The 22,998-nt window shown below is 38.7% G+C and carries 24 protein-coding genes and 1 riboswitch; of the genes, 22 read left to right on the top strand and 2 right to left on the bottom strand.

The window, feature by feature from the left end; genetic code table 11:
• Nucleotides 1–12: 12 nt before the first annotated feature.
• From MKY37_RS10940 to MKY37_RS10965, 6 genes are read left to right on the top strand one after another with little or no spacing between them, the layout of a single operon-like run.
• Nucleotides 13–300, top strand: a complete 288-nt coding sequence (locus MKY37_RS10940; protein WP_211896023.1) for a BMC domain-containing protein — start codon at nt 13–15, stop codon at nt 298–300.
• A 30-nt stretch (nt 301–330) separates the two neighbouring features.
• A complete protein-coding gene (gene pduL / locus MKY37_RS10945) occupies nt 331–1,191 on the top strand; it encodes a phosphate propanoyltransferase (RefSeq protein ID WP_445323040.1) in 861 nt (286 codons plus the stop codon).
• 16 nt (nt 1,192–1,207) lie between these two features.
• Nucleotides 1,208–1,510, top strand: a complete 303-nt coding sequence (locus MKY37_RS10950) for a EutN/CcmL family microcompartment protein (protein WP_340776957.1) — start codon at nt 1,208–1,210, stop codon at nt 1,508–1,510.
• Entirely contained in the window at nt 1,485–1,847 is a 363-nt protein-coding gene (locus MKY37_RS10955) for a BMC domain-containing protein (RefSeq protein WP_340776960.1), read from the top strand. Before MKY37_RS10950 ends, MKY37_RS10955 begins: the two co-directional genes overlap by 26 nt.
• A 22-nt stretch (nt 1,848–1,869) precedes the next feature.
• Nucleotides 1,870–2,811, top strand: a complete 942-nt coding sequence (gene mdh, locus MKY37_RS10960; protein WP_340776966.1) for a malate dehydrogenase — start codon at nt 1,870–1,872, stop codon at nt 2,809–2,811.
• A gap of 60 nt (nt 2,812–2,871) precedes the next feature.
• Nucleotides 2,872–3,699 (top strand): hypothetical protein, encoded by an 828-nt coding sequence (locus MKY37_RS10965; RefSeq protein ID WP_340776968.1) that lies wholly within the window; start codon nt 2,872–2,874, stop codon nt 3,697–3,699.
• 707 nt (nt 3,700–4,406) lie between these two features.
• On the opposite strand, the gene corA is transcribed toward MKY37_RS10965, so the two are convergent.
• The gene (gene corA / locus MKY37_RS10970; RefSeq protein WP_340776970.1) at nt 4,407–5,369 is read right to left on the bottom strand and encodes a magnesium/cobalt transporter CorA; all 963 of its coding nucleotides are present in this window, start codon (nt 5,367–5,369) and stop codon (nt 4,407–4,409) included.
• Nucleotides 5,370–5,456: 87 nt separating this feature from the next.
• Between corA and MKY37_RS10975 the strand changes: the two genes are divergently transcribed.
• The 3 genes from MKY37_RS10975 to MKY37_RS10985 all read left to right on the top strand — a co-directional run bounded on the left by MKY37_RS10975 (nt 5,457) and on the right by MKY37_RS10985 (nt 7,996).
• On the top strand, nt 5,457–5,882 hold the full coding sequence (locus MKY37_RS10975) for a protein-tyrosine phosphatase family protein (RefSeq protein WP_340776972.1): 426 nt from the start codon (nt 5,457–5,459) through the stop codon (nt 5,880–5,882).
• 67 nt (nt 5,883–5,949) lie between these two features.
• A riboswitch (SAM riboswitch) is annotated at nt 5,950–6,049 on the top strand.
• Between the two features lie 93 nt (nt 6,050–6,142).
• Nucleotides 6,143–6,880, top strand: coding sequence for a cyclase family protein (locus tag MKY37_RS10980; protein WP_340776974.1), 738 nt, complete (start codon nt 6,143–6,145; stop codon nt 6,878–6,880).
• A 15-nt stretch (nt 6,881–6,895) separates the two neighbouring features.
• A complete protein-coding gene (locus MKY37_RS10985) occupies nt 6,896–7,996 on the top strand; it encodes a 5-methyltetrahydropteroyltriglutamate--homocysteine S-methyltransferase (RefSeq protein ID WP_340776977.1) in 1,101 nt (366 codons plus the stop codon).
• 160 nt (nt 7,997–8,156) lie between these two features.
• Here MKY37_RS10985 and MKY37_RS10990 read toward each other — a convergent pair whose 3' ends face one another.
• A complete protein-coding gene (locus tag MKY37_RS10990) occupies nt 8,157–9,650 on the bottom strand; it encodes a BCCT family transporter (RefSeq protein WP_340776979.1) in 1,494 nt (497 codons plus the stop codon).
• A gap of 242 nt (nt 9,651–9,892) precedes the next feature.
• On the opposite strand from MKY37_RS10990, the gene MKY37_RS10995 reads away from it, so the two are divergent.
• From MKY37_RS10995 to MKY37_RS11055, 13 genes are all read left to right on the top strand, one after another.
• The gene (locus tag MKY37_RS10995; protein ID WP_340776981.1) at nt 9,893–10,246 is read left to right on the top strand and encodes a hypothetical protein; all 354 of its coding nucleotides are present in this window, start codon (nt 9,893–9,895) and stop codon (nt 10,244–10,246) included.
• A 235-nt stretch (nt 10,247–10,481) separates the two neighbouring features.
• On the top strand, nt 10,482–11,306 hold the full coding sequence (locus MKY37_RS11000; protein WP_340776983.1) for a M55 family metallopeptidase: 825 nt from the start codon (nt 10,482–10,484) through the stop codon (nt 11,304–11,306).
• Between the two features lie 12 nt (nt 11,307–11,318).
• Nucleotides 11,319–12,254: an ABC transporter permease gene (locus MKY37_RS11005; RefSeq protein WP_093537902.1), complete on the top strand. Its 936-nt coding sequence runs from the start codon at nt 11,319–11,321 to the stop codon at nt 12,252–12,254.
• The gene (locus MKY37_RS11010; RefSeq protein ID WP_340776986.1) at nt 12,254–13,198 is read left to right on the top strand and encodes an ABC transporter permease; all 945 of its coding nucleotides are present in this window, start codon (nt 12,254–12,256) and stop codon (nt 13,196–13,198) included. Before MKY37_RS11005 ends, MKY37_RS11010 begins: the two co-directional genes overlap by 1 nt.
• Nucleotides 13,199–13,293: 95 nt before the next feature.
• The gene (locus MKY37_RS11015; RefSeq protein ID WP_340779906.1) at nt 13,294–14,328 is read left to right on the top strand and encodes an ABC transporter ATP-binding protein; all 1,035 of its coding nucleotides are present in this window, start codon (nt 13,294–13,296) and stop codon (nt 14,326–14,328) included.
• Nucleotides 14,329–14,384: 56 nt separating this feature from the next.
• Nucleotides 14,385–16,037 (top strand): peptide ABC transporter substrate-binding protein, encoded by a 1,653-nt coding sequence (locus MKY37_RS11020; RefSeq protein ID WP_340776988.1) that lies wholly within the window; start codon nt 14,385–14,387, stop codon nt 16,035–16,037.
• Between the two features lie 122 nt (nt 16,038–16,159).
• Nucleotides 16,160–17,083, top strand: a complete 924-nt coding sequence (locus MKY37_RS11025) for a S66 peptidase family protein (RefSeq protein ID WP_340776990.1) — start codon at nt 16,160–16,162, stop codon at nt 17,081–17,083.
• A 12-nt stretch (nt 17,084–17,095) separates the two neighbouring features.
• On the top strand, nt 17,096–18,178 hold the full coding sequence (locus tag MKY37_RS11030) for a dipeptide epimerase (protein WP_340776993.1): 1,083 nt from the start codon (nt 17,096–17,098) through the stop codon (nt 18,176–18,178).
• 11 nt (nt 18,179–18,189) lie between these two features.
• The gene (locus MKY37_RS11035; protein ID WP_340776995.1) at nt 18,190–19,113 is read left to right on the top strand and encodes a C40 family peptidase; all 924 of its coding nucleotides are present in this window, start codon (nt 18,190–18,192) and stop codon (nt 19,111–19,113) included.
• An 11-nt stretch (nt 19,114–19,124) separates the two neighbouring features.
• Complete coding sequence (locus tag MKY37_RS11040) at nt 19,125–20,084, top strand: ABC transporter ATP-binding protein (RefSeq protein WP_340776997.1); 960 nt, start codon at nt 19,125–19,127, stop codon at nt 20,082–20,084.
• 775 nt (nt 20,085–20,859) lie between these two features.
• Entirely contained in the window at nt 20,860–21,867 is a 1,008-nt protein-coding gene (gene rsgA, locus MKY37_RS11045; RefSeq protein ID WP_340779907.1) for a ribosome small subunit-dependent GTPase A, read from the top strand.
• A gap of 20 nt (nt 21,868–21,887) precedes the next feature.
• Complete coding sequence (locus tag MKY37_RS11050) at nt 21,888–22,352, top strand: GNAT family N-acetyltransferase (RefSeq protein WP_340776999.1); 465 nt, start codon at nt 21,888–21,890, stop codon at nt 22,350–22,352.
• Nucleotides 22,353–22,507: 155 nt separating this feature from the next.
• Complete coding sequence (locus MKY37_RS11055) at nt 22,508–22,981, top strand: CtsR family transcriptional regulator (protein WP_090567701.1); 474 nt, start codon at nt 22,508–22,510, stop codon at nt 22,979–22,981.
• Nucleotides 22,982–22,998: the final 17 nt, after the last annotated feature.

The following is a 22,998-nucleotide window of genomic DNA, read 5'->3' on the forward strand; positions in this document are numbered from 1 at the left end:
GAGGAAACAAATATGTCAAGAGAAGGTACAGCATTAGGAATGGTAGAAACAAAAGGATTAGTTGGAGCAATTGAGGCAGCAGATGCAATGGTAAAGGCTGCTAGTGTAAATCTCGTTGGGAAAGTACATGTCGGTGGAGGTATCGTAACTGTATTGGTCAGAGGAGACGTTGGTGCTGTAAAAGCTGCAACGGATGCAGGCGCGGCGGCAGCACAACGAGTAGGAGAATTATTATCTGTCCATGTTATTCCAAGACCTCATAACGAATTAGAAATGATTTTACCAAAATTAGAAAACTAATAAGAGGTTTACAGGAAAGGCGGTTCCAACATGAATCAGCAATTGATTGAAAGAATTGTCGGAGAAGTTTTGACTCAACTTGAAAAAGCTGAAGCAATACCTCCAAACGATTTAATCCCAATCGCTGTTTCTGCTCGACACGTTCATCTGTCGTCACACCATGTGGAAGCATTATTTGGTAAAGGGTATGAACTAACCATAAGGGCAGAACTTTCTCAGCCTGGTCAATTTGCCTCCAATGAAACAGTTGTCATTGCAGGACCTAAAGGAAGTATCGAACGAGTTAGAGTTCTTGGTCCTGCACGGTCTATGACGCAAGCAGAGGTAAGCTGGACAGATGCGATGAAGTTGGGAGTGAGTCCTCCACTACGTGAATCAGGAGATATTGGAGGATCTGGAGCTTTTACGATAATTGGACCCAAAGGAAGTCTTTTTCTAGAAGAAGGTCTAATTATCGCACAAGCACATATTCATATGACGTCTAAGGATGCAGCTCATTTTGGTGTTCAAAATGGTGACTACGTAACAGTAGAAACAGATGGAATACGACCAATAGCATATCGACAAGTAAAAGTCCGTGTTTCCGAAAGATACCGTTTAGAAATGCATATTGATACGGATGAGGCTAATGCAGGTCTTATATCAAAAGGTGCACTTGGACATTTGATAAAGTCTGAAGTGAGTTCAGTGAATGTACAAAAGGTAGCTCCGGAAATCGTAACAAAAAGTAAGGTAGATTCTCCTTTAATCTACCCCAAAAAATTGCTCTCTAAGGATGATGTGAAAGAATTGAACGTACAAGAAGTAATACTTGAAAAAGGAACGATTGTAACTGCGCTTGCACGCGATACAGTAAGAGAGCTTGGTATATCCGTTTCATATAGAAAATAGAAATAGGTGATGATTCATGCAACTAGGAAAGGTTATCGGGAACGTTTGGGCTACTCGTAAAGAGGAAGGATTACAAGGGTTAAAGCTACTCATTGTCCAACCGGTTGATGTACAAGGAAAACCGGTAAGAACTCAGTTTGTTGCAGCCGACAGAATCGGAGCAGGTATTGGTGATGACGTTCTTGTCACGAGTGGAGGGTCATCTCGTTATATTATGCGAGAGAATCCGATTCCGATTGATGCGGTAATCATCGGTATAATTGATTCGACAGAAGTAGAAAGAGGTGAAAACAATGAGTCAAGCAATAGGGATGATTGAAACAATGGGATTAGTTGGTTCCATTGAAGCAGCAGATGCCATGATTAAGTCTGCCAATGTGACGTTGATTAAACAAGAGATGATAGATGGTGGTATTGTAACTGTGGTTGTTCAGGGGGACGTTGGAGCTGTTCAAGCAGCGGTAGACGCTGGGCAAGAAGCAGCAAAAAGAGTAGGTCAATTATTAGGAGCTCATGTTATTCCACGTCCTGATCAAAGTGTTTACGATATGATCGAGCCACTCGATTACAACAAACAAATAGAATCCGAACAACCTATAAAAGCTTCCCGCACTAAAGCAGTGAAACCCGAAGTGACTCCAGCAACAGACTCATAGGTATCGGAAAGGGTGAAAATACTTGGCATTTCAAAGAAATAAAATTGCCGTAATAGGCGCTGGTTATACGGGGGCAACCGTAGCATTAATGGCTGCACAAAAAGAGTTAGGAGACATCGTGCTAGTAGATATCCCAGAGCTAGAAAACCCCGCCAAAGGGAAAGCACTTGATATATTGGAAACAGGACCAGTTCAGCGTTTTAATTCGAAGATTATTGGGACTTCGAATTATGAAGATATAAAAGAAGCCGACATGGTCATTATTACAGCTGGAATTGCAAGAAAACCAGGCATGAGTAGAGATGATCTTGTAAGTACAAATGCTAAGATAATGAGAGCTGTCTCCGAACAAGTGAAAAAGTACGCACCAAATAGCTATGTTCTCATATTAAGCAATCCGGTGGATGCCATGACTTACGTTTGCTATAAGACAACTGGATTTCCGAAAAATAGAGTAATTGGTCAGTCTGGGGTATTAGATACAGCACGTTTTAATACATTTGTTGCGGAGGAACTAAATATTTCGGTGGAAGATATATCGGGCTTTGTATTAGGTGGTCATGGTGATGATATGGTCCCACTCGTTCGCTATTCGTATGCAGGAGGAATTCCATTAGAAAAGATTATTCCGAAAGATAGATTAGATGCAATAGTAGAACGGACAAGAAAAGGGGGAGGCGAAATTGTTTCTCTTCTTGGCAATGGGAGTGCCTATTATGCCCCAGCGGCAGCACTGGTAGAAATGGCCGAAGCGATTATTCGAGACAAAAAACGAATACTACCCTCTATTGCTTATTTAGAGGGAGAATATGGCTATAAGAATTTGTATTTAGGTGTACCAACCGTAATTGGAGGAGACGGAGTAGAAAGTATTATTGAACTTCCATTAACGAATGAAGAGAAACAAGCTCTAGATAAATCAGTAGAATCTGTACAATCTGTTCTAGAAATATGTAACATTTAAAAGCATTCCTATAGAAGGGAATGCTTTTTTTGAAACCATCTTATCTTTTTGTTCGTAAAGATGAATGAAAGGATGTTGGAGATGAAGCATATTTACGAAAAAACAGCCAAATATACAAAGTTTGGATCGATACTTTTAGTAGCAATATACATAGTTTTACTTATAGTTTTTAGAGATGTCATGTGGAAGGACTTTGAAAATCATTTTGCCATTGGTTTTGCGTTATTTGTTTTGTATAGCTCATCTTTTTTCTTTCAACATGCATCAGAAAAGTTGCCGGATGAGAAGAAAATAGACAGCGATTATTACTCAGCTGATTTTCCGGTTCAAGAACTCAATTTTCAACGAGATGTTTCACTAATCCCTCAAACTTATTTAGTATCCAGTACAGGTGAACGCTTATATAAAATCAACCCTACTGAAGAACAGCCTCTTCGAAGGAAACTATCGACATTAAATATTTTTAAAACGGGTATGTTCTTTCCAATTACTTATCAATTAAAAACAATGGACGAGAAGTTAGTTTCTAAATTCACCATTAAAAATAGGCTGAAATTTTTAGAAATAAAGGTGTGTGACCATAATAATCTGCATGTAACTACTATTGTTCTGCCATCAATGTCCATAAAAAATAGAGCTATTGTATTTGATGCAAATAACGAAAAGTTGCTTCAAATGGAAGCTAAAAGTATGTATGGAGATATTGATGTGAATGACTTAGACGGCCATAGATTAGCTAAGTATCGGTTTGGAATATTTCTATATGCTACGCATCCCGCCTTTGAAGTGCAGGCGATGAATATTCATGTATCGCTTGCCCATAATTTGACGCATACAGAAAGACTTACTTTTACAGCGTTGTTTTACTACTGGACAGCCAGTCAATAAAAAGCGAGCAAGTTCATATAGAATTTGCTCGTTTTTTCATATACCAGAAACAATATAAAAATGTAGTGTAACACTGGATTCTTGGTACTTGAGTAAATGTATAATACTGTGATTTCCGTTTCAGGTGGACGCGTTCCGCAGGGTGAGCGATGAACCATCACCGACGCTCCGCGTTCGCTTGTGCTGGTTCATCTGTCTCACTCATCCTGCCGGAGTCGCCACCTTCCACTGCAATCAATTAATGTTTAGTACTTCACTAGAAGATTTAGCATAGGTTATTAATTAGAAGATAAGATTGGTCAAATTATAGAGAGTGATCAAATTATTTGCAATATCTTTTGAATTAGAAATGCGATTATCCAATGTTAGTAGAAGAAAGTAGATTTTCTTTTATACTAGTGGAAATAAAAAAAGCAGTAAGTGTTTAAAGAAGCGAAATAGCGAACGAAATTGCATCTTCGGGGCCTGCACGATGCGGGTCAGGCAGTCGTTGCGAAATGTTTCTTTATTTTGCGACGAGCTTTGCGCAGGAGCACCACGATGTCGCGTACTTAGACTGTCATCCCCTATATGAATAGGAAAGTAGCATCTCTAAAAATTCACTCGGTAATAATATAGCGACAATTCTGTCCAAAGCACTTCGGAAACTCTAGAAATAGGTTTTGAACGTAAAGGACCGGGAGTTTTTTGCCCGGTTTTTCTTTATATTAATCTTTAAACAAGTTAAACCATCCCTTGTATTTGAACCAACCAAGCATTGAAACAGCAATGAGAGCGATAGCGCCCAACACTACAAAATAACTATATTTCCACTCAAGCTCGGGCATGTTCTTGAAGTTCATTCCATATACTCCCACGATAAACGTTAAGGGGATAAAAACGGTTGATACAATCGTTAGTATCATCATAATACGGTTCATCCGACTAGAATTTATCGACATATGACTATCCCGGATATCGGCGGTAAGTTCCCGGTTCGATTCAATCATCTCTGTCAGTCGTATTAAATGATCGTAAATATCTGCAAAGTAGGTGTGCTCTGTTTGTTGTAAATTCATTCGTTCTGAATTTAAAATTCGATAAAGTAAATCTCTCATAGGAATAACTGTACGTCTTAATCGGAGTAAATCGCCTCGAAGATCAAACACCAAATCCATCGAAAAATGGCGCATATCATAAGTGAGCTTGTCTTCTACAGCATTTAAGTAGTCTTCAATTTTGTAGACAATCGGAAAATAGGCGTCCACCACTTTATCGACAATATGATAAGTTGCATGGATAGCACCTCTACCCCAGCCTTGTGGATTCTGTTTAATACGCTCTCGTGCTTGCTCCATTTCATGCATTGGATGGAAATGAAAGGACACTACATAATCTTGACCAACAAACATGTCTAACTCTTCTGCCTCTAATGTTTCCTCGTTAAACGTATGCAAAACAAAGAAGTTGTATCCTTCATAATAATCCACCTTAGGGCGTTGCAGTCTTTGTAAGCAGTCTTCAATAGCGAGTGGGTGAAAATGAAAAAAAGAACTAAGTATAAGTTCCTCTTCCTTGGAGGGTTCTCCGATATCAATCCAGTACCATTCAAACTTATTTTGTTTTATATCCTCTAAAGGAAAGTCACTTACTATTTCATGATCAGTCGTTATACCGATTGTTCGAATCATTGGAATCACTCACTTTCATCACAATCTCTTTTCTTATTATCTCATAGTCTCCCTGTTATAATGAATCTAAAACAAAGGAGAGTTATTATGGAAAAGAATAATTATGAAGCTTTAATCCCTAATCGTATATTTGTAGGAGGAGTAGATGGTGTCGAACCTTTATTAGCAAATGAGCATATAGATGTTATTTTCGATTTAAGGGTTTCGTCTAACAATCATCCTGCAGAAAGTTTAAAGGTACATCAACCAATTTTGGATGGACAAAGCCAACAGGATGATTCTATAAAGGCTACTGTTCATGAAGTTGTTCAAGCATATAATGAAGGCAAAAATATCTACTTTCACTGTACTTCAGGAGGGGGAAGAGCCGGGACAATGGCAGTTGCTACTCTAATGGAGTTAAATCTAGCAGAAACAGTAGAGGAAGCTGTGGGAAAAGCCAAAGCAATCCGATCAAAGATAAACCTAAAAGAAGACCAGCGCGAGTCTTTAAAAAGAATATATTCTAAATAAATTGAAAATTACTGTTGACTTATATAATTTCTATTCGTATACTAGGTATTAATCAAATAAAACAACTTTCTTATCAAGAGAGGTGGAGGGACTTGGCCCTATGATACCTCAGCAACAGGCAATTTTGTACTGTGCTAATTCCAGAAGCGTTAGCTTGAAGATAAGAAGAGAATAATCACTGGTGACGTGTAAACCTCTTCTTGTTTCTAAGAAGGGGTTTTATTTGATTTAAACTATAAAAATAGGAGGAGAAATCAAGTATGTCATCGGAATTATTAAAAGCCTTCAACACATTAAAAGAAAAGCAGTGGGTAGATTTAACACACATATTCGGAGCTGATTCACCACATTTTTCAGCTTTTAAGGCAGCTGAAATAGAAACATTATTTAATCATGACGATGGATTCTTTGCACAAAGCTTTCAATTTGCGGGACAATATGGCACACATATAGACGCACCTATTCATTTTGTGAGAGATACGCGTTACTTAGAAGAACTCGAATTGAAAGAACTCGTATTACCATTAGTCGTCATTGATCAGTCAAAAGAAGCGGCTGAAGATAATGATTTCACTTTATCCGTGGAGGATATTTTCACATTTGAAAAAGCACACGGAAAAATCGAAGAAGGCTCATTTGTCGCACTTCGAACTGATTGGAGTAAACGTTGGCCTGACGAAAAAGCATTTAACAATAAAGACGAAGATGGTAATAACCATGCACCAGGTTGGGGATTGGAAGCATTAAAGTTTTTATTTCAAGAAAGAAAGATTAAGGCTATTGGACATGAAACATTTGACACTGACTCAAGTGTGGATTATCTAAAAAATGGTGTATTACACGGGGAATATTATGTGCTTGAACAAGATACTTATCAAATAGAGTTATTAACGAACTTAGATAAGCTCCCTGCAAAAGGAGCCATTATATTCAACATCGTTCCGAAGCCGGAGAAAGCCTCTGGATTCCCAGTTCGATCATTTGCGATTTTACCATAAAAGGAGAGAGATAAATTGACAGTTAAAACAGCTATTCAGGCACCATTCAGAGCGGACCATGTAGGGAGTTTGTTAAGACCAGAAAGTTTACTGACAGCAAGAAAAAAGTATAAGGAGGGAACTATTACAAGAGAAAAGTTAAAAGAAGTAGAAACAAAAGAAATCCATCGAATAGTTGATAAACAAATTGAGGTGGGTCTAGAGCTTGTGACGGACGGAGAATTTCGTCGTGACTGGTGGCATTTAGACTTCTTAGAACATTTGAATGGGTTTGAAGGATATGTACCGGAAAAAGGATATAAATTTGAAGGGATAGAAACTGAAAAATATGAAGTTCGCAATACTAGTAAGATCTCTTTCAACCCAAATCATCCATTTATTCAAGACTTTATTGATTTTAATGAGATTGTAGCTGGTCGAGCAGTTGCCAAACAAACTATTCCAAGTCCTAACCAATTGTTCCACCCTGGAATCCGAGACGAAAATATCTACCCAAATGTAGAAGACTTTGCCAAAGATATCATTGTAGCTTATCAAGAAACTATTCAAGCCTTTTATGCAGCTGGGGTTAGATATCTACAAATCGATGATGTTTATATTGCGGGTCTATCTTCCCCAGACATTCCGTATAAAGAAGGGGAAAGAGAATACTTAATCGATCTTGCTCTTCGTGTCGTAAATGGCATTCTAGAAAATAAACCTGAAGATTTAGTAATCACAACGCATCTTTGCCGCGGAAATTATCAATCAACTTGGGCTTTCGGTGGAAGCTATGCTTTAATAGCCCCAACGTTGTTTGCAAAAGAAAAAGTAGATGGGTTTTTCTTGGAATATGATGATGATCGTTCAGGGGATTTCCAGCCACTCGAATATATTCCAAACGGCGGAGCAAAAGTAGTGCTAGGTATTTTCACTTCTAAAACTGGTGAATTAGAAAACAAAGAAAATATCCTTTCTCGTATTGAAGAGGCAACTCAATATGTTCCGCTTGAGCAGCTGAGTATCAGCCCACAATGCGGCTTTGCTTCCACTCATCATGGGAATAAGCTTACCGAAGAACAACAATGGGAAAAACTAAAATACATCGTTGATATCTCAAAAGAAGTTTGGGGCTAATCTGTGTAACATTTCGACTACCTTCCATACTCATTTGTAGAAGACTGTAGACGAGTAAAATATAACTTTCTTTCTCGCATCTCATTTGATAATGGGAAAGAAAGTAACTAATTAAGATAACTAAAATGCCAAGGGAATAAAAGAACCCTTGGCATTTTAGTTATTTTTTTATTTTCATTTTTTTTGCTTCTGCTTTTAATGCCTTCAAAAGAGAAAAAATCATAAGCAGCATGACAAATGAAAACGGTAAGGCGGCAATAATTATTGTATTTTGCAATGCATCCAATCCATTAACGGATAACAATATAATTGCGATAATAGATAATAAAAATCCCCAAGCGAGTTTCACTTTGTTCGGTGGTGTCAGTGATCCATGGGTCGATTGCATACCAAGAACGAAAGTGGCAGAATCTGCAGATGTAATGAAAAATGAAGCAATCAATATGACAGCAAAAATAGAAACAAAAGTGGAAAGAGGCATCAAATTGAACATTTCAAAAATAGTCAAATCAATAGATACTTGGGCTAAGTCTGCAATCCCTCTCTTTTGAAAGTCAATTGCCGTCGTACCAAAAGCCGAGAACCAAATTGCTCCTAGTAAAGTAGGTGCTACAAGGACACCAGTAACAAACTCGCGAATCGTACGACCTTTAGATACTCGGGCTATGAACATACTTACAAATGGTGCCCAAGAAATCCACCAGGCCCAATAGAAGATTGTCCAATTTTCGAGCCATTCTCGATTGTGGATATTTAATGGAGATGTACGGAAACTCATTTGTACAATATTTCCTAAATAGCCACCAAAAGAATCCGTAAACATATCGAAAATCAGCAAGGTAGGTCCAAGAATAATGACAAAACCAAGTAAAGCAAGAGCTAATATTAAATTGGTGTTGGACAAATATTTTATCCCTTTACTTAGTCCAGACCAAGCGGATGCCATGAATAGGACGGTCACAACCGCAATTATAATGACTTGAGATGTGATCCCAATTTTGAAACCGAACAAGAAGTTTAAGCCTGCGTTAATTTGAACAGCTCCAAAACCAAGAGAAGTAGCAACTCCAAATGCTGTAGCAAAGACAGCGAGTACATCTACGAGAGTACCCCATGGTCCTTCCATCTTTTTGCCGAAAATAGGTTTTAATGTTGAAGAGACTAAGCCAGGTTCTCCCATACGGAATTGGAAGAATGCAAGTGATAGCGCAACAACCCCATACATTGCCCAAACGTGGAATCCCCAGTGGAAGAAAGTTTGGCGCAGGGACTCTTTAAAAGCCGCACTAGTATTTGGCTCTGCTGTCGCAGGATCGATAGCATAATGCGATAAAGGTTCAGCTGCCCCATAAAAGACAAGCCCAATCCCCATACCAGCAGAAAATAGCATAGCAATCCAAGTAATAGTTGAAAACTGTGGACGATCCGTATCTTTTCCAAGACGGATTTTTCCGTATGGACCAAAGATGAAGAAGATGCTTAATACTAACATAAACGTCATAAGTAACATGTAGTACCAACCAAATGACGAAGCAACAAAAGTCTTAATAGTCGTAGTAATAGCTTCAAAACTTGCCGGTGCTAAAGCTCCGTATCCGACAGCTAAAACTATTAAACTCATGGTAATATAAAATACCTTTGATAATTTTCTCATGTTTCCCCCTACATTTTTAAAGTTAAACCGTTAACTATACTAATAAAATATTATGGAATCAACCAATACACTTATACTTAGTTCCTTTAAGTATTTCCATATTAGATGATATTGAAACTTCCTTTTCTTAAATGAAAGCTTCGAAAGCTATTTTTATTTTTTTCAAATGGTGATATTTGTCTAGTTTGCTTCCTGTCCTCTTGCATTTACTAATAGTAGTGCAAGAAGGAGGTGAATTAACAATGAATCAACATCGTCAACCCTGTTCCTGTAATTCCTGTCACCAAACGCAGTGGCATCAACCAGCTGCGCAACCAGTTGTTTGTCCTCCACAATACCGAGTGCGTGATTCGTTCTTACCAAGAATGCAACCTGTTATCCATCCAATTGTAAATGTGAATAGAGAACATATCGTAAACGTCCCTCAGCACTATTACACAGTGACAAATCAAAATGTAATGGCACCTGGAAGTCAGCAAGCATTTCCTATGCAACAAGGACAGTTTCCACAACAATCATTTGGTCAGCCATTCGGACAACAATTTGGGCAACAACCATTCGGACAGCAACAGTTCTTCCCAGGTCAGAATAGATAATTCATCGATATTGTAGTATTTCTGCGTTATATAGAAAACAAGAGCAAATGCCTTTTATCTAAAAAGTGCATTTGCTTTTCTTATCTAGTCTTACTAAACGTCTTACATTATATAAAAAATCTCAAATAAATTATTATCTATGTATTTAGATATATTGTAATTTTCAGTATATTTTGATAGAGTTTATAATTATTTCGGTTTATAAAAGAAAAATAGAAGGACATGGGGGAATTATATGAAGCTTTTTTTATCGGTAGATATGGAAGGGATAACAGGATTACCAGATTACACGTTTGTAGAGTCTAATAAGCATAATTACGAACGGGCGAGACGTATAATGACCCAAGAAGCAAATGCCATTGTAGAAGGTGCTTTATCAAAAGGTATAAAAGAAGTATTAGTCAATGATAGTCATTCTAAGATGAATAATCTTCTCGTAGAAGAGTTACATCCAGATGCTTCCTTAATCACAGGAGATTTTAAGCCCTATTCAATGGTGCATGCACTAGACGAAACGTATTTAGGGGCAGTGTTTGCTGGTTATCATTCAAGAGCCGGACAACCGGGGGTGATGAGTCACTCGATGATTTTTGGGGTTCGTAATATGTACATAAATGATGTAGTGATTGGAGAGCTAGGTCTAAATGCTTATGTAGCAGGACATTATGGCGTGCCCGTTATTCTGGTGGCAGGAGACGACGGTGCGTGTAGGGAAGCGCAGGCTCTTCTACCTGGCGTGGTGACTGCCGTGGTAAAAGAGTCTATTTCTCGTTCAGCTGTAAAGACGTTACATCCTTTAAAATCACAAGCTTTACTTAGAGAAAAAGTTGTGGAGGCAATAGAAAAACGAGATCAAATAAAGCCTCTAACACCACCTGAAAAACCAGAATTGCGAATTGAATTTGTTAACTATGGTCAAGCGGAGTGGGCAGCTTTAATGCCAGGATGTGAAATTATAGAAGGAACTACAACGGTTAAGTTTAAAGCGAAAGATATATTAGAGGCATATCGAGCAATGCTTGTTATGGTGGAATTAGCTTTACAAGCTAAATTCTGTTAAGGGGGCTTTTGAATGGGGAAATATATCGTTAAGCGTTTTATCATGATGATTGCAACGATTCTAATCATCGCTACATTGACTTTCGTATTGATGCACTTAATACCAGGTTCTCCATTTGAAGGAGAGCGAACGACTAATCCTACTATTCAAGCAAACTTAGAAAAGTTTTATAAATTGGACGAACCCCTTCATATTCAATATTTAAGTTATTTAAAATCGATCGTCACATTTGACTTTGGTCCATCGATTAAGAAGCCAAATGAATCGGTAAATGAATTGTTGGCGCGGGGATTTCCAATTTCCTTTGAACTTGGGATGGCTACTATTTTAGTAGCTTTGCTATCTGGAATCATACTAGGTACGATTGCAGCACTTCGGCATAATGGTCTGGTTGATTATTTTGCCATGACATTTGCAGTTGTTGGTATATCTGTTCCTAACTTCGTACTTGCAACATTGCTTATTCAACAGCTTGCTGTGACCTGGGACTTGCTACCAGCGGCAACCTGGTCTAGTCCGCTACATATGATATTGCCCATAATTGCCCTTGCGACGGGACCTACAGCTATCATTGCTCGTTTAACTAGATCTAGTATGTTAGAGGTGCTAACACAGGATTATATTAAAATGGCTCGTGCAAAGGGATTATCTCCGGTAAGGATAATTGTCCGACATGCATTAAGAAACGCACTCATGCCAGTAGTGACCATTCTGGGAACAATGCTTGCTGGAATACTAACAGGAACATTTGTAATCGAGCGTATTTTTGCTATTCCAGGAATGGGTAAATATTTTGTGGAGAGTATTAATAATCGAGATTACCCAGTAATCATGGGAACAACTGTGTTTTATAGTGCATTTTTGGTGTTCATGCTATTCATTGTAGATATTGTTTACGGATTACTGGATCCACGTATAAAATTACACCGCAAAGAGGGGGATGCTTAATGACAAATCCACAAGAAGTGACCCCACAGCATGTAAAAGACGAATGGTTTCGCCCCCTTCTGAAAGAACATGGTAGTGCAGAAGCAGTTGTTCGCCCCTCACTATCTTATTGGAAGGATGCTTGGCGTCGATTACGAAAAAATAAATTGGCGATGGGCGGATTAATCTTTCTTGTTTTATTGATGCTTTTTGCTATATTTGGTCCTATTTTTTCTCCATATTCGGTTACAGCTACTGATTATCCCAGTCAAAACCAGTCTCCATCCGCTGCTCATTGGTTTGGTACCGATGAGGCAGGAAGAGATGTTTTTACAAGGACTTGGTATGGTGCCCGTATTTCCATATTTGTTGGAGTTATGGCTGCGCTAATTGATTTCTTTATTGGCATTATTTACGGTGGTATAAGTGGTTATAAAGGTGGCCGTACAGATTCCGTCATGATGCGAATAGTAGAAGTACTTTATGGATTACCGCATTTGTTAGTTGTTATTTTATTAATGGTAATCATGGGGGCAAGTTTAACGACTATCATAGTAGCTCTTACAGTTACTGGCTGGGTAGGGATGGCCCGTATTGTTCGGGGACAGGTATTACAAATAAAAAACTATGAGTTCGTAACAGCCTCTAAATCGTTTGGTGCCAAGAGCTCCAGAATTATCCGGAAAAATTTATTACCAAATACAATGGGACCGATTATAGTTCAGATGACGCTTACAGTTCCGAGTGCTATTTTTGCAGAAGCATTTCTAAGTTTTTTAGGCTTAGGCATTGCAGCTCCATTTGCGAGCTGGGGTGTAATGGCAAATGATGCGCTTCCTGTTATTTTATCTGGTCATTGGTGGCGTTTATTCTTCCCTGCATTGTTTATTTCTTTAACGATGTTTGCCTTTAATGTGCTAGGGGATGGACTGCAGGATGCGCTTGATCCGAAGCTTAGGAGGTAGATTGGATGAATGAACATCAATTAGATCATGTAAAGGAACAAATAAAAGCACGAGTTGGTGAAGTAGACAAATCTCTTCCGGTAGGTACCTCCGGGATGCAAAAGAATAGAAAGAAAGCAAAGAAGCTTAGGTCAGATGTAAAAGTACTTCAGGTAAATAATCTTCAAGTTTCTTTTCGAACGTATGGTGGAGAGGTTGAAGCAGTTAGAGGGGTTAGTTTCGATCTACATCAAGGTGAAACACTTGCAATAGTTGGTGAATCAGGATGTGGAAAAAGTGTTACTTCTAATGCCATTATGGGATTAATTCAACAACCTGCTGGAATTATTAAGAATGGCCGTGTTCTTTTTAAAGGGGAAGAGTTGACGGGAATGTCGAAGTCGCAATTGCGGAAAATTCAAGGGGTCGACATATCTATGATTTTCCAGGACCCTATGACGGCGCTAAATCCAACACTCACAATTGGAGAGCAGTTAACGGAAGGACTTCGAACGCATAAAAAAGTAAATAAACAGGAGGCAAAGCAGAAAGCGATAGAAATGTTGGAACTAGTAGGAATACCCAATCCTACAGAGCGTTTAAGGCAATTTCCACATCAATTTTCTGGAGGGATGCGTCAACGAATCGTGATTGCAATCGCGCTCATTTGTGAACCCGAGCTATTAATAGCGGATGAACCGACAACGGCATTAGATGTAACGATCCAAGCACAAATTTTGGAGCTTTTTGAGGAGATTCAACAGAAAACTGATATTTCGATTATTTTAATCACGCATGATTTAGGGGTTGTTGCAAAAATAGCTGATCGAATAGCCGTAATGTATGCTGGAAAAATAGTAGAAATTGGAGACAAGCGTGCAATTTTTTACACACCAGAGCATCCATATACGAAAGGGCTTTTAAATTCAGTTCCTCGTCTAGACTTGGTTGAGGAAGAACTACAACCAATTGAAGGAACGCCACCAGATTTATTCTCGCCACCGAAAGGGTGTCCGTTCACTGCGAGATGTCCTTATGCGATGGAAGTATGCGATCATGTATATCCTTATACGACAACAATATCTGAATCACATGCGGTTGACTGTTGGCTTCAAGACGAACGTGCAAAATTATTACAAGAGTTATCTTAAAATAGGATGAGCGCGCGTAAGTGCATTCACATATATATTACAAAGGGGGAACTTAGATGAAGAAATGGTTATCATTGTTTGTAGTAGCGTTATTTGTCCTTGTGTTAAGTGCTTGTACAGCCACGAAAGATGCTGGTGAAACACCGGAAACTAATACAGGTAACGAAGGGGAAGAGAAGGAAACTGCAGTAGAAACTGAAACAGAAAAAGTACTCAAATTAAATAATGGAAATGAACCAACATCATTTGATCCATCTGTAGGATTTGATGCGGTTTCTTGGAATGCATTGAATAATCTAATGGAAGGGCTAGTACGACTTTCAAAGGACCATATAGCAGAACCTGCAACAGCTGAAAAAATTGATGTAACAGAGGATGGTCTAACATATACATTTACAATTCGCGACGATGCGAAATGGTCTAATGGTGAACCTGTATTAGCAAGTGATTTCGTTTATGGATGGTTGCATATGTTAAATCCGGAAACAGCTTCTCCAGCAGCATTTTTAGCGTATTTCATTGATGGAGCAGAAGCTTATAATAGTGGGGAAGGCGCAGCTGAGGATGTTGCTATTAAAGCATTGGAGGAAAAAGTTTTCGAAGTGAAGTTGAATGCTCCAACAGAAGCATTCCTAAATATCATTACAAACCCAAGTTTCTTCCCAGTCAATGAGAAAGTAGCGACAGAGAACGCAACTTGGTTTACAGAATCAGATACATTTGTAGGGAATGGTCCGTTTAAGTTAACGGCATGGGAGCATGATGTAAGCTTTACGTTTGCAAAAAATGAGAATTATTGGGATGCCGACACTGTCAAGCTTGATAAAGTAGAATGGGCTATGGTAGACGATTCCAATACGGAATACCAGATGTACGAAACAGGGGAATTAGATGTATCAGGTGTACCAGCGGAATTGGCTGATCAGTTAATGGATTCTCCTGAGCTGAAAAATGAAGACCAAGCAGGTTTATATTTCTACCGTTTCAATGTTTCACAAGAGCCTTTTACGAATAAAAAAATTCGTCAAGCCTTTGGATTAGCGGTTGATCAACAAGAAGTCGTAGAGTTTGTAACGAAGAATGGTGAAAAACCAGCAGAAGGTTTTATTCCCTACGGTTTTGTAGGGCCAGATGGTAAAGAATTCAGAGAAACAGCAGGTAAGCTTGTAGGGTTTGATGCAGAAAAAGCAAAAACACTTTTAGCTGAAGGTATGGCTGAAGAGGGTTACACCGAGTTACCCGAAGTAATATTAACTTATTCTACAAGTGACACGCATAAGAAAATAGCAGAAGCACTGCAAAGTAAATTTAAAGAAGTGTTAGGGGTAGATGTAACACTACAAAATGTAGAGGCAAGTGTATTTGCGACCGAGCAAAAAGAGTTTAAATACCAATTGTCTCGTTCATCCTTCTTATTTGACTATGCAGATCCAGTGAATGCTTTAGAAAGCTTCATCACAGGTTCCTCTATGAACCGTACGACTTGGTCAAATGCGGAATTTGATAAACTAATTACTGATATTAAAAAGGAAACAGACGAAGCTAAACGTTGGGAAATGCTTATTCAAGCAGACGCATTATTAATGGATGAAATGCCTATTTTCCCAGTTCACTATTACAACCAAGTGACACTTGAAAAACCAACAATCTCAGGAATCGTAAGACATCCAGTTGGATATATGGATTTAAAATGGGCTAGTAAAGAATAGTAAGAAGTGATTATAGAAAATGCGGTGCCTCTTCTGGTACCGCCCTTTTCTTTCATAGTAGCTATGTTAAACTTTGCTGAGAGTTGGTTTATCAAAGCTTTATTATAAAGGAGATATTACATATGAAAATTCGTCCGAAACGATTGCAAAAAGGAGATACTATTGGCATTATTGCTCCTTCAAGTCCTCCGAATTTAGAAAACTTAAAGCGTTCTTTTGCCTTTTTAGAGGAGCTTGGCTTGAATTATCAGCTAGGCAAGAGTGTAGAAAATGTACGTGGTTATTTAGCGGGTACTGATGAGGAACGATTAAAAGATTTACACGAGATGTTCGCCAACCCGAACATCGCAGGAATTATTTGTGCGGGTGGAGGCTATGGTTCTGCGCGTTATACGGATCAAATCGATTTTCAATTGATGCAAGAGAATCCAAAAGTTTTTTGGGGTTACTCCGATATTACCTTTCTACATACAGGGATGAATCTATATTCGGATATCGTCACTTTTCATGGACCAATGCTAGCCTCGGATGTGGGGAAGGATACATTCTCCGAGCTATCCAAAAATATGTTTCAGCAGTTATTTAATCCGATGGAGCTATATTATACTGAAGCAATCTCTCCATTGACAAAAGTTTCTCCCGGAGTCATAAGGGGGGAGCTAACAGGAGGTAATTTATCACTGCTTGCTAATGGTGTAGGGACGAAATATGAGGTAAACACAAAAGGGAAACTTCTTTTCATAGAAGATGTGGGGGAAGAGCCTTACAAAGTCGACGGTATGCTTAATCAACTTCGCCAAGCTGGTATTTTAGATGCAGCAGCTGGATTTGTCATTGGAGATTTTAGTAATGCAGAACCTAAAAAAAGACCGGTTACTTTGTCTTTAGACGAAGTGTTTGATCACTATATTGGTAAATTAGGTAAACCTGCGGTGAAAGGATTTAAAATAGGACATTGTGAGCCTCATTTTGCAGTTCCGCTTGGAATGGAAGCAGAATTGGATGCAAATAACTTATCTCTAACAATATTACCTGGAGTGGAATAGGGGGAGAGAAGATTGTATATAAAGTCGATTGAAACATTTGATGTCGCGATTCCTCTGACTAAACCTTTTAAAACTGCTTTACGAACAGTGACAACGGCATACTCGGTGTATGTGACTATTACGATGAGTGATGGAATAGTCGGTTATGGAGAGGCTCCACCGACACATGTGATTACTGGAGAGTCGATGGATAGTATCCGATACGCTATTAACGAAATAATTGCTCCTCAGTTAATTGGTATGAACATTTTACAAAGTGAGCAGGTATTTCAGAAACTAAACACAGTCTTAGTAAGAAATACGAGTGCTAAAGCGGCAGTAGATATGGCTATTCATGACATACTTGCTAAGTATGCGGGTCTTCCTTTATATCAGTTTTTAGGAGGTTACCGGGATTCGCTAGAAACCGATTTTACAGTTAGTGTGAATGACCCCACCGAGATGGCAGATGATGCGGAACAGTATATAAAGGATGGATTTGAAGTTCTAAAGGTCAAGGTAGGTATTGGTGAGATAAAAGATGATATCGAACGAATTCGTGCTATTCGGGCGCGCGTGGGAATGACGCCAAAGTTAAGACTCGATGCTAACCAAGGGTGGAACGCAAAAGAGGCGGTAAAAGCAATCGGTTTGATGGAGGATGCAGGTCTATCCATCGAATTTGTGGAGCAACCAGTGCCAGCTTGGGATTTAGAAGGGCTAAAGTATGTTACCGATTATACGTATACTCCAATAATGGCGGATGAAAGTATTTTTTCAGTGCAGGATGCAAAACAAGTTCTAAAAATGCGAGCTGCTGATTTGATCAATATAAAGCTTATGAAATCAGGTGGCATTTATCACGCCCAAAAAATAAATACACTTGCAGAGGCGAATGGCGTGAAATGTATGGTAGGTAGTATGATTGAAACGAAATTAGGCATTACTGCCGCAGCACATTTTGCTGCTAGTCAGCCGAATATTCAATATTTCGATTTTGATGCCCCTTTGATGCTGGATAATGATTTAATAGTCGGTGGAGTTATCTATGAAAAAAGTAATATGACGTTTTCCAATGAACCAGGACTAGGGATTATACATGTAAATTTGGATTAGGAGGCTAAAAGATGTCGGTTGAAACGAAAGAGTGGGTTTGTGCTGTAAAGGTAGGGACTATTTGGACTGAACCTAATTCCGCTAGAGAGGTAGATGCCCCAGGAATCTCAAATCCCGTATTATTGGTGGAATGGCTTGAGGCACTACCATATAAAGAAAGGCTAGCATTATGTAATGAAAACCGTGTGCAAACGCAGCTTCTTTACGGTGAGCCAGTGCTTGTGGATACGATAGAAGGGGAATGGGCAAAGGTTGTTGCTATTTGGCAATCCTCCAATAAGGATAGTCGGGGTTATCCAGGGTGGATTCCACTATCGCAAATACAGCCCGCTGAACAAGTAGATTTCAAAGGTATTGCACGAGTTTCGTCTGCAAAAGCTCAGTTATGGGATTTACAGCATAATCCTTTACTCGTTTTACCTTTTAATACTATTCTACCAATAATGTCAGAGGATGAAGTGTTTTATACCGTTCATACTCCGCATGGTAAAGCGTTATTATCGAAAACATATGCTCAATTTGCTCCTTCTGTGGAGCAGCTTCCAAAGAGATTTGCAGAAGAGGCAGTTGCTTTAGGAGAAAATTATCTAGACTTGCCTTATCTCTGGGGTGGAATGTCTCCATATGGATATGACTGTTCGGGTTTTTCGTACAATATGTTGAAAGCCTGTGGATATATAATTCCTAGAGATGCAAGTGACCAAGCAAAAATGGGAGAAGGAATATCTATACACGACCCTTCTCTTTGGAAAAAAGGGGATTTATTATTTTTTGCAAATGATGAAGGGACTGGACTCGTTAGGCATGTTGGGTTTTATTATGGGAATGGACAGCTTTTGCATTCGCATTCAACTGGGAAAACAGTAGAAATTTTAGTACTAGCAGGATCTAAGCTAGAAAAGGAAATTTGTGCAGTTAGAAGATATGCCGTTTAGGGGGGATTTACATGACGGAAAAAGTTCTATTATCTGTTCAAGATTTGAAACGTCATTTTGACATTGGGCACGGGGATACATTAAAGGCTGTTGATGGGATAAGTTTTGATATCATCAAAGGAGAAACATTCGGTTTAGTAGGAGAATCGGGTTGTGGTAAATCCACCGCAGGTAGAACTATTTTAGGATTGTACAATCGAACAGAGGGAAAAGTTCTGTTTGAAGATAAAAATGTGCATGAGATGAGTGATAAAGAAAGAACTGGGTATTTGAAAAAGATGCAGATGATTTTTCAGGATCCTTATGCATCCTTAAATCCCCGTTCCACTGTGTTTGAAATTATTGCAGAACCGATGGAAATACATAAACTATATAAAAAGGAAGAGTTAAAGGCTAGAGTGTATGAATTACTAGAGGATGTTGGTCTGAACAGGGACCATGCTAATCGCTATCCTCATGAATTTTCTGGAGGGCAACGTCAACGAATTGGCATAGCTCGGGCCCTTGCATTAGATCCTGAGTTTATCATAGCGGATGAGCCCATTTCTGCTTTAGATGTGTCAGTTCAAGCGCAAGTAGTGAAGCTGCTCCAACGGCTACAAAAAGAAAAAAATCTTACCTATTTGTTTATTGCACATGATTTGTCGATGGTCAAGTACATCTCTGACCGAATAGGGGTCATGTACCTGGGGCATATGGTAGAACTGACCACGAGTAACCAATTATATGAAGATCCACTACACCCTTATACACAGGCTTTGTTATCTGCAATTCCGATTCCAGACCCCGATATAGAGGAATCACGGGAACGTATTCTATTGCAAGGAGAACTTCCGAGCCCGATTAATCCACCTTCTGGTTGTGTGTTTCGTACAAGATGTGCACACGCTATGTCCATTTGTACGGAAGAAAAACCGTCTTGGAAGGAACAGGAGCCTGGTCATTTTGTAGCATGTCATCTTTATAATTGAAGGCTTTTTTATATCGTGTTTTTTGAAAAAGAACATTTTTAGAGAAGATTATTCATTTAAGGTTTCTATCTATTTCTAATGGTTTTTTATATGTGCCCTGATGTTTTGTCGTTTTCTATTCATTCAGTTGTCTTAAAGTGGATAGGATCTACATATGACCTAGCATATTCATTGTGTTTAATAGGATTGCTCTATCCTAATTTATGATTAATTACTACCCACTTTATTGATTGGAGTGGAATGCGGCGACTCCAGCGGGATAAGCGAGAAAGACGAGACCCCACAGGGAGCGACCATAGGAACGAAGGCTAAGAATTCCACGGCGTGTGTCGATAATTCTGTAATTAGTATTATACTGGCCCGAGGAGGCTCGACCTCGCCCGCGAAAAGCGTCCGCATGAAACGAAAATCAGTATTATAAAGTACCTACATTCACAATAGCAACTTGCATAATTTATATTGACGAAGTACTAATACTTGTAGTATTCTGAAAATAACTTAAAGAAAGGAGTGAGGCATTATGGCAAATCTATATACGTATCCACGAATCAGTAAGTTCATGATGTCCCACTCTGTATGTCTCTAACCAGATATATGCTTCTTTACTAATGGCCGGGAAACCATGACTGCTGATTCGTGCAGTCATGGTTTTTTTATTGTCTAGCTATAACCGCCATCAATGTGCGGCTTGTGCTTTTATCCATACGGAAATTAGGAGGAAGTAAAATTGAATTTAATCGAACAATATGGTTGGAATAGTAATTGGGAAGAAAAAATGACAGGTAGTGGAATCGCGGGTAGAGTGCTACTGGAACATAAAAATTTATATAGAGTTATGACCAATGAAGGAGAGCTACTAAGCTCACTTTCTGGGAAATTTAAGTTTGAGCATGGTAGGGAAGCGTTTCCGGCAGTTGGAGACTGGGTAGTGCTGGAACAGATGCCTGGTGAGGAAAAAGGAATCATTCACGAAGTGCTTCCTCGCAGCTCACAGTTCTCGAGGAAAATGGCAGGGTTGACGACGGAGATTCAACTAATTGCAGTTAATGTTGATTTTGTATTTCTAGTGATGTCGCTCAATCATGACTTCAATGTCCGTAGACTAGAGAGATATTTATTGGCGGCATGGGATTCAGGGGCGACACCCGTTGTGGTGTTAACGAAAAAAGATGCTTGTGATGACCTAGAATATTATATAAAAGAAGTGGAAGCTATTGCATTTGGTGTAGACATATTTGCAGTGAGTAGTGTTACGGGAGAAGGTGTTGATCGTCTAGGAAGTCTGTTGGCAGCACATAAAACTGGCGCACTTCTAGGATCTTCTGGAGTTGGGAAATCTTCTTTGATTAACGCCTTGTCAGGTGTAGAAGTAATGGTTGTAAACGATATAAGAGAAGATGATAGTAAGGGGCGTCATACGACCACACATAGAGAACTAACGCTATTACCAGAAGGTGGCTTATTAATCGATACACCTGGTATGAGGGAGTTTCAGCTTTGGGATACGAATGATGGAGTTAGTGCTAGCTTTCAGGATATCGAAGAGCTTGGATTAGCGTGCAGGTTTCGTGATTGTCAGCATGTAAAAGAGCCGGGCTGTGCTATTCAAGAGGCAATTTATACGGGTACGCTCAAACAAGAACGCTATAAAAGCTATGTAAAACTAATGAGAGAACTTGCACATATCGATCGGAAAAATGATGCAGTAGCTAAAAAAGCTGAAACGAATAAATGGAAGCAAATCACGAAGTCTCAACGAAATAATTTTAAAAAGAAAATCTAATTTTAGGGGTGAGTTAACGGATGATTCAATTGATCAATCACAAGGATGAAAAAGTAGCTGAAAGTATTCTATCAATTCAATTACCAGCGTATAAAGTAGAGGCTGATTTAATTGGGTTTGATGGAATTCCACAGCTTTTGGATACTATAGAAGATATAAAAAACTCTAAGGAACTATTTTTTGGAAAGTTAGATGGCTCGAAATTGGTAGGTTTTCTCTCTTATGAGGATACAGAAGAACTAATTGATATTTGTAGGCTTGTAGTAGACCCAAATTATTTTCGAAAAGGAATTGCATCAGAGTTAATAGATTATCTATTAAGTATTAAGAATAGCGAAAAAAATGTAGTTGTATCAACTGGGGCAAAAAATGTACCTGCAATCACGTTATATGAAAGACATAATTTCAAGAAAGTAGCTGATATTGAAATAGAACCGAATTTCTATATCACGCAACTAACTTATGAGGGAAAAAAGATTTATTGAATAGGAATATTCACTTTAATATATCCTAAACTACAAACGACTGTTTGTAGTTTTTTTCTTTTTACGAGCAAATCGTATCGATTGCACATGCGAAAAATTCTCGTTATAATATAGTCAAAGTTAGTCAAAGTCAGTTTGTGAGAAGAGGTGAGAAGATGAAAAATATATCTGACATAATTGAAGGGTATTTGAAGGCCATTATAGAAGAAGGAAGTAAGGAACAAATTGAAATTAAGCGAAGTGAAATTGCCGAAAAGTTTCAGTGTGTGCCATCTCAAATAAATTATGTTATTAATACGCGATTTACCCAAGACCGCGGATACTTAGTAGAAAGTAAACGAGGTGGAGGGGGATATATTCGAATCCTCCGCGTTCGAGCTCATACGAAAGCTGATTTAATAGAACATATTATACAAACACTAGAAAATGGTGCTTCTGAATCCGTCACGGAAGATATCGTTTTTCGATTAATCGATGAGGATGTTATTTCTAAGCGGGAAGCAAAACTCATTTTAGCAGCTTTAAATAGAACAACTTTAGCTATTCCGCTACCGGCAAGAGATGAATTGCGATCTCGTATTTTATGTGCCATGTTATTAACGTTAAAATATGAAAAAAGTGAAAAATGAACGGGGTGTGTTGAAAG

This window comes from Psychrobacillus sp. FSL K6-2836 (genome assembly GCF_038003085.1).
GTDB lineage: Bacteria > Bacillota > Bacilli > Bacillales_A > Planococcaceae > Psychrobacillus.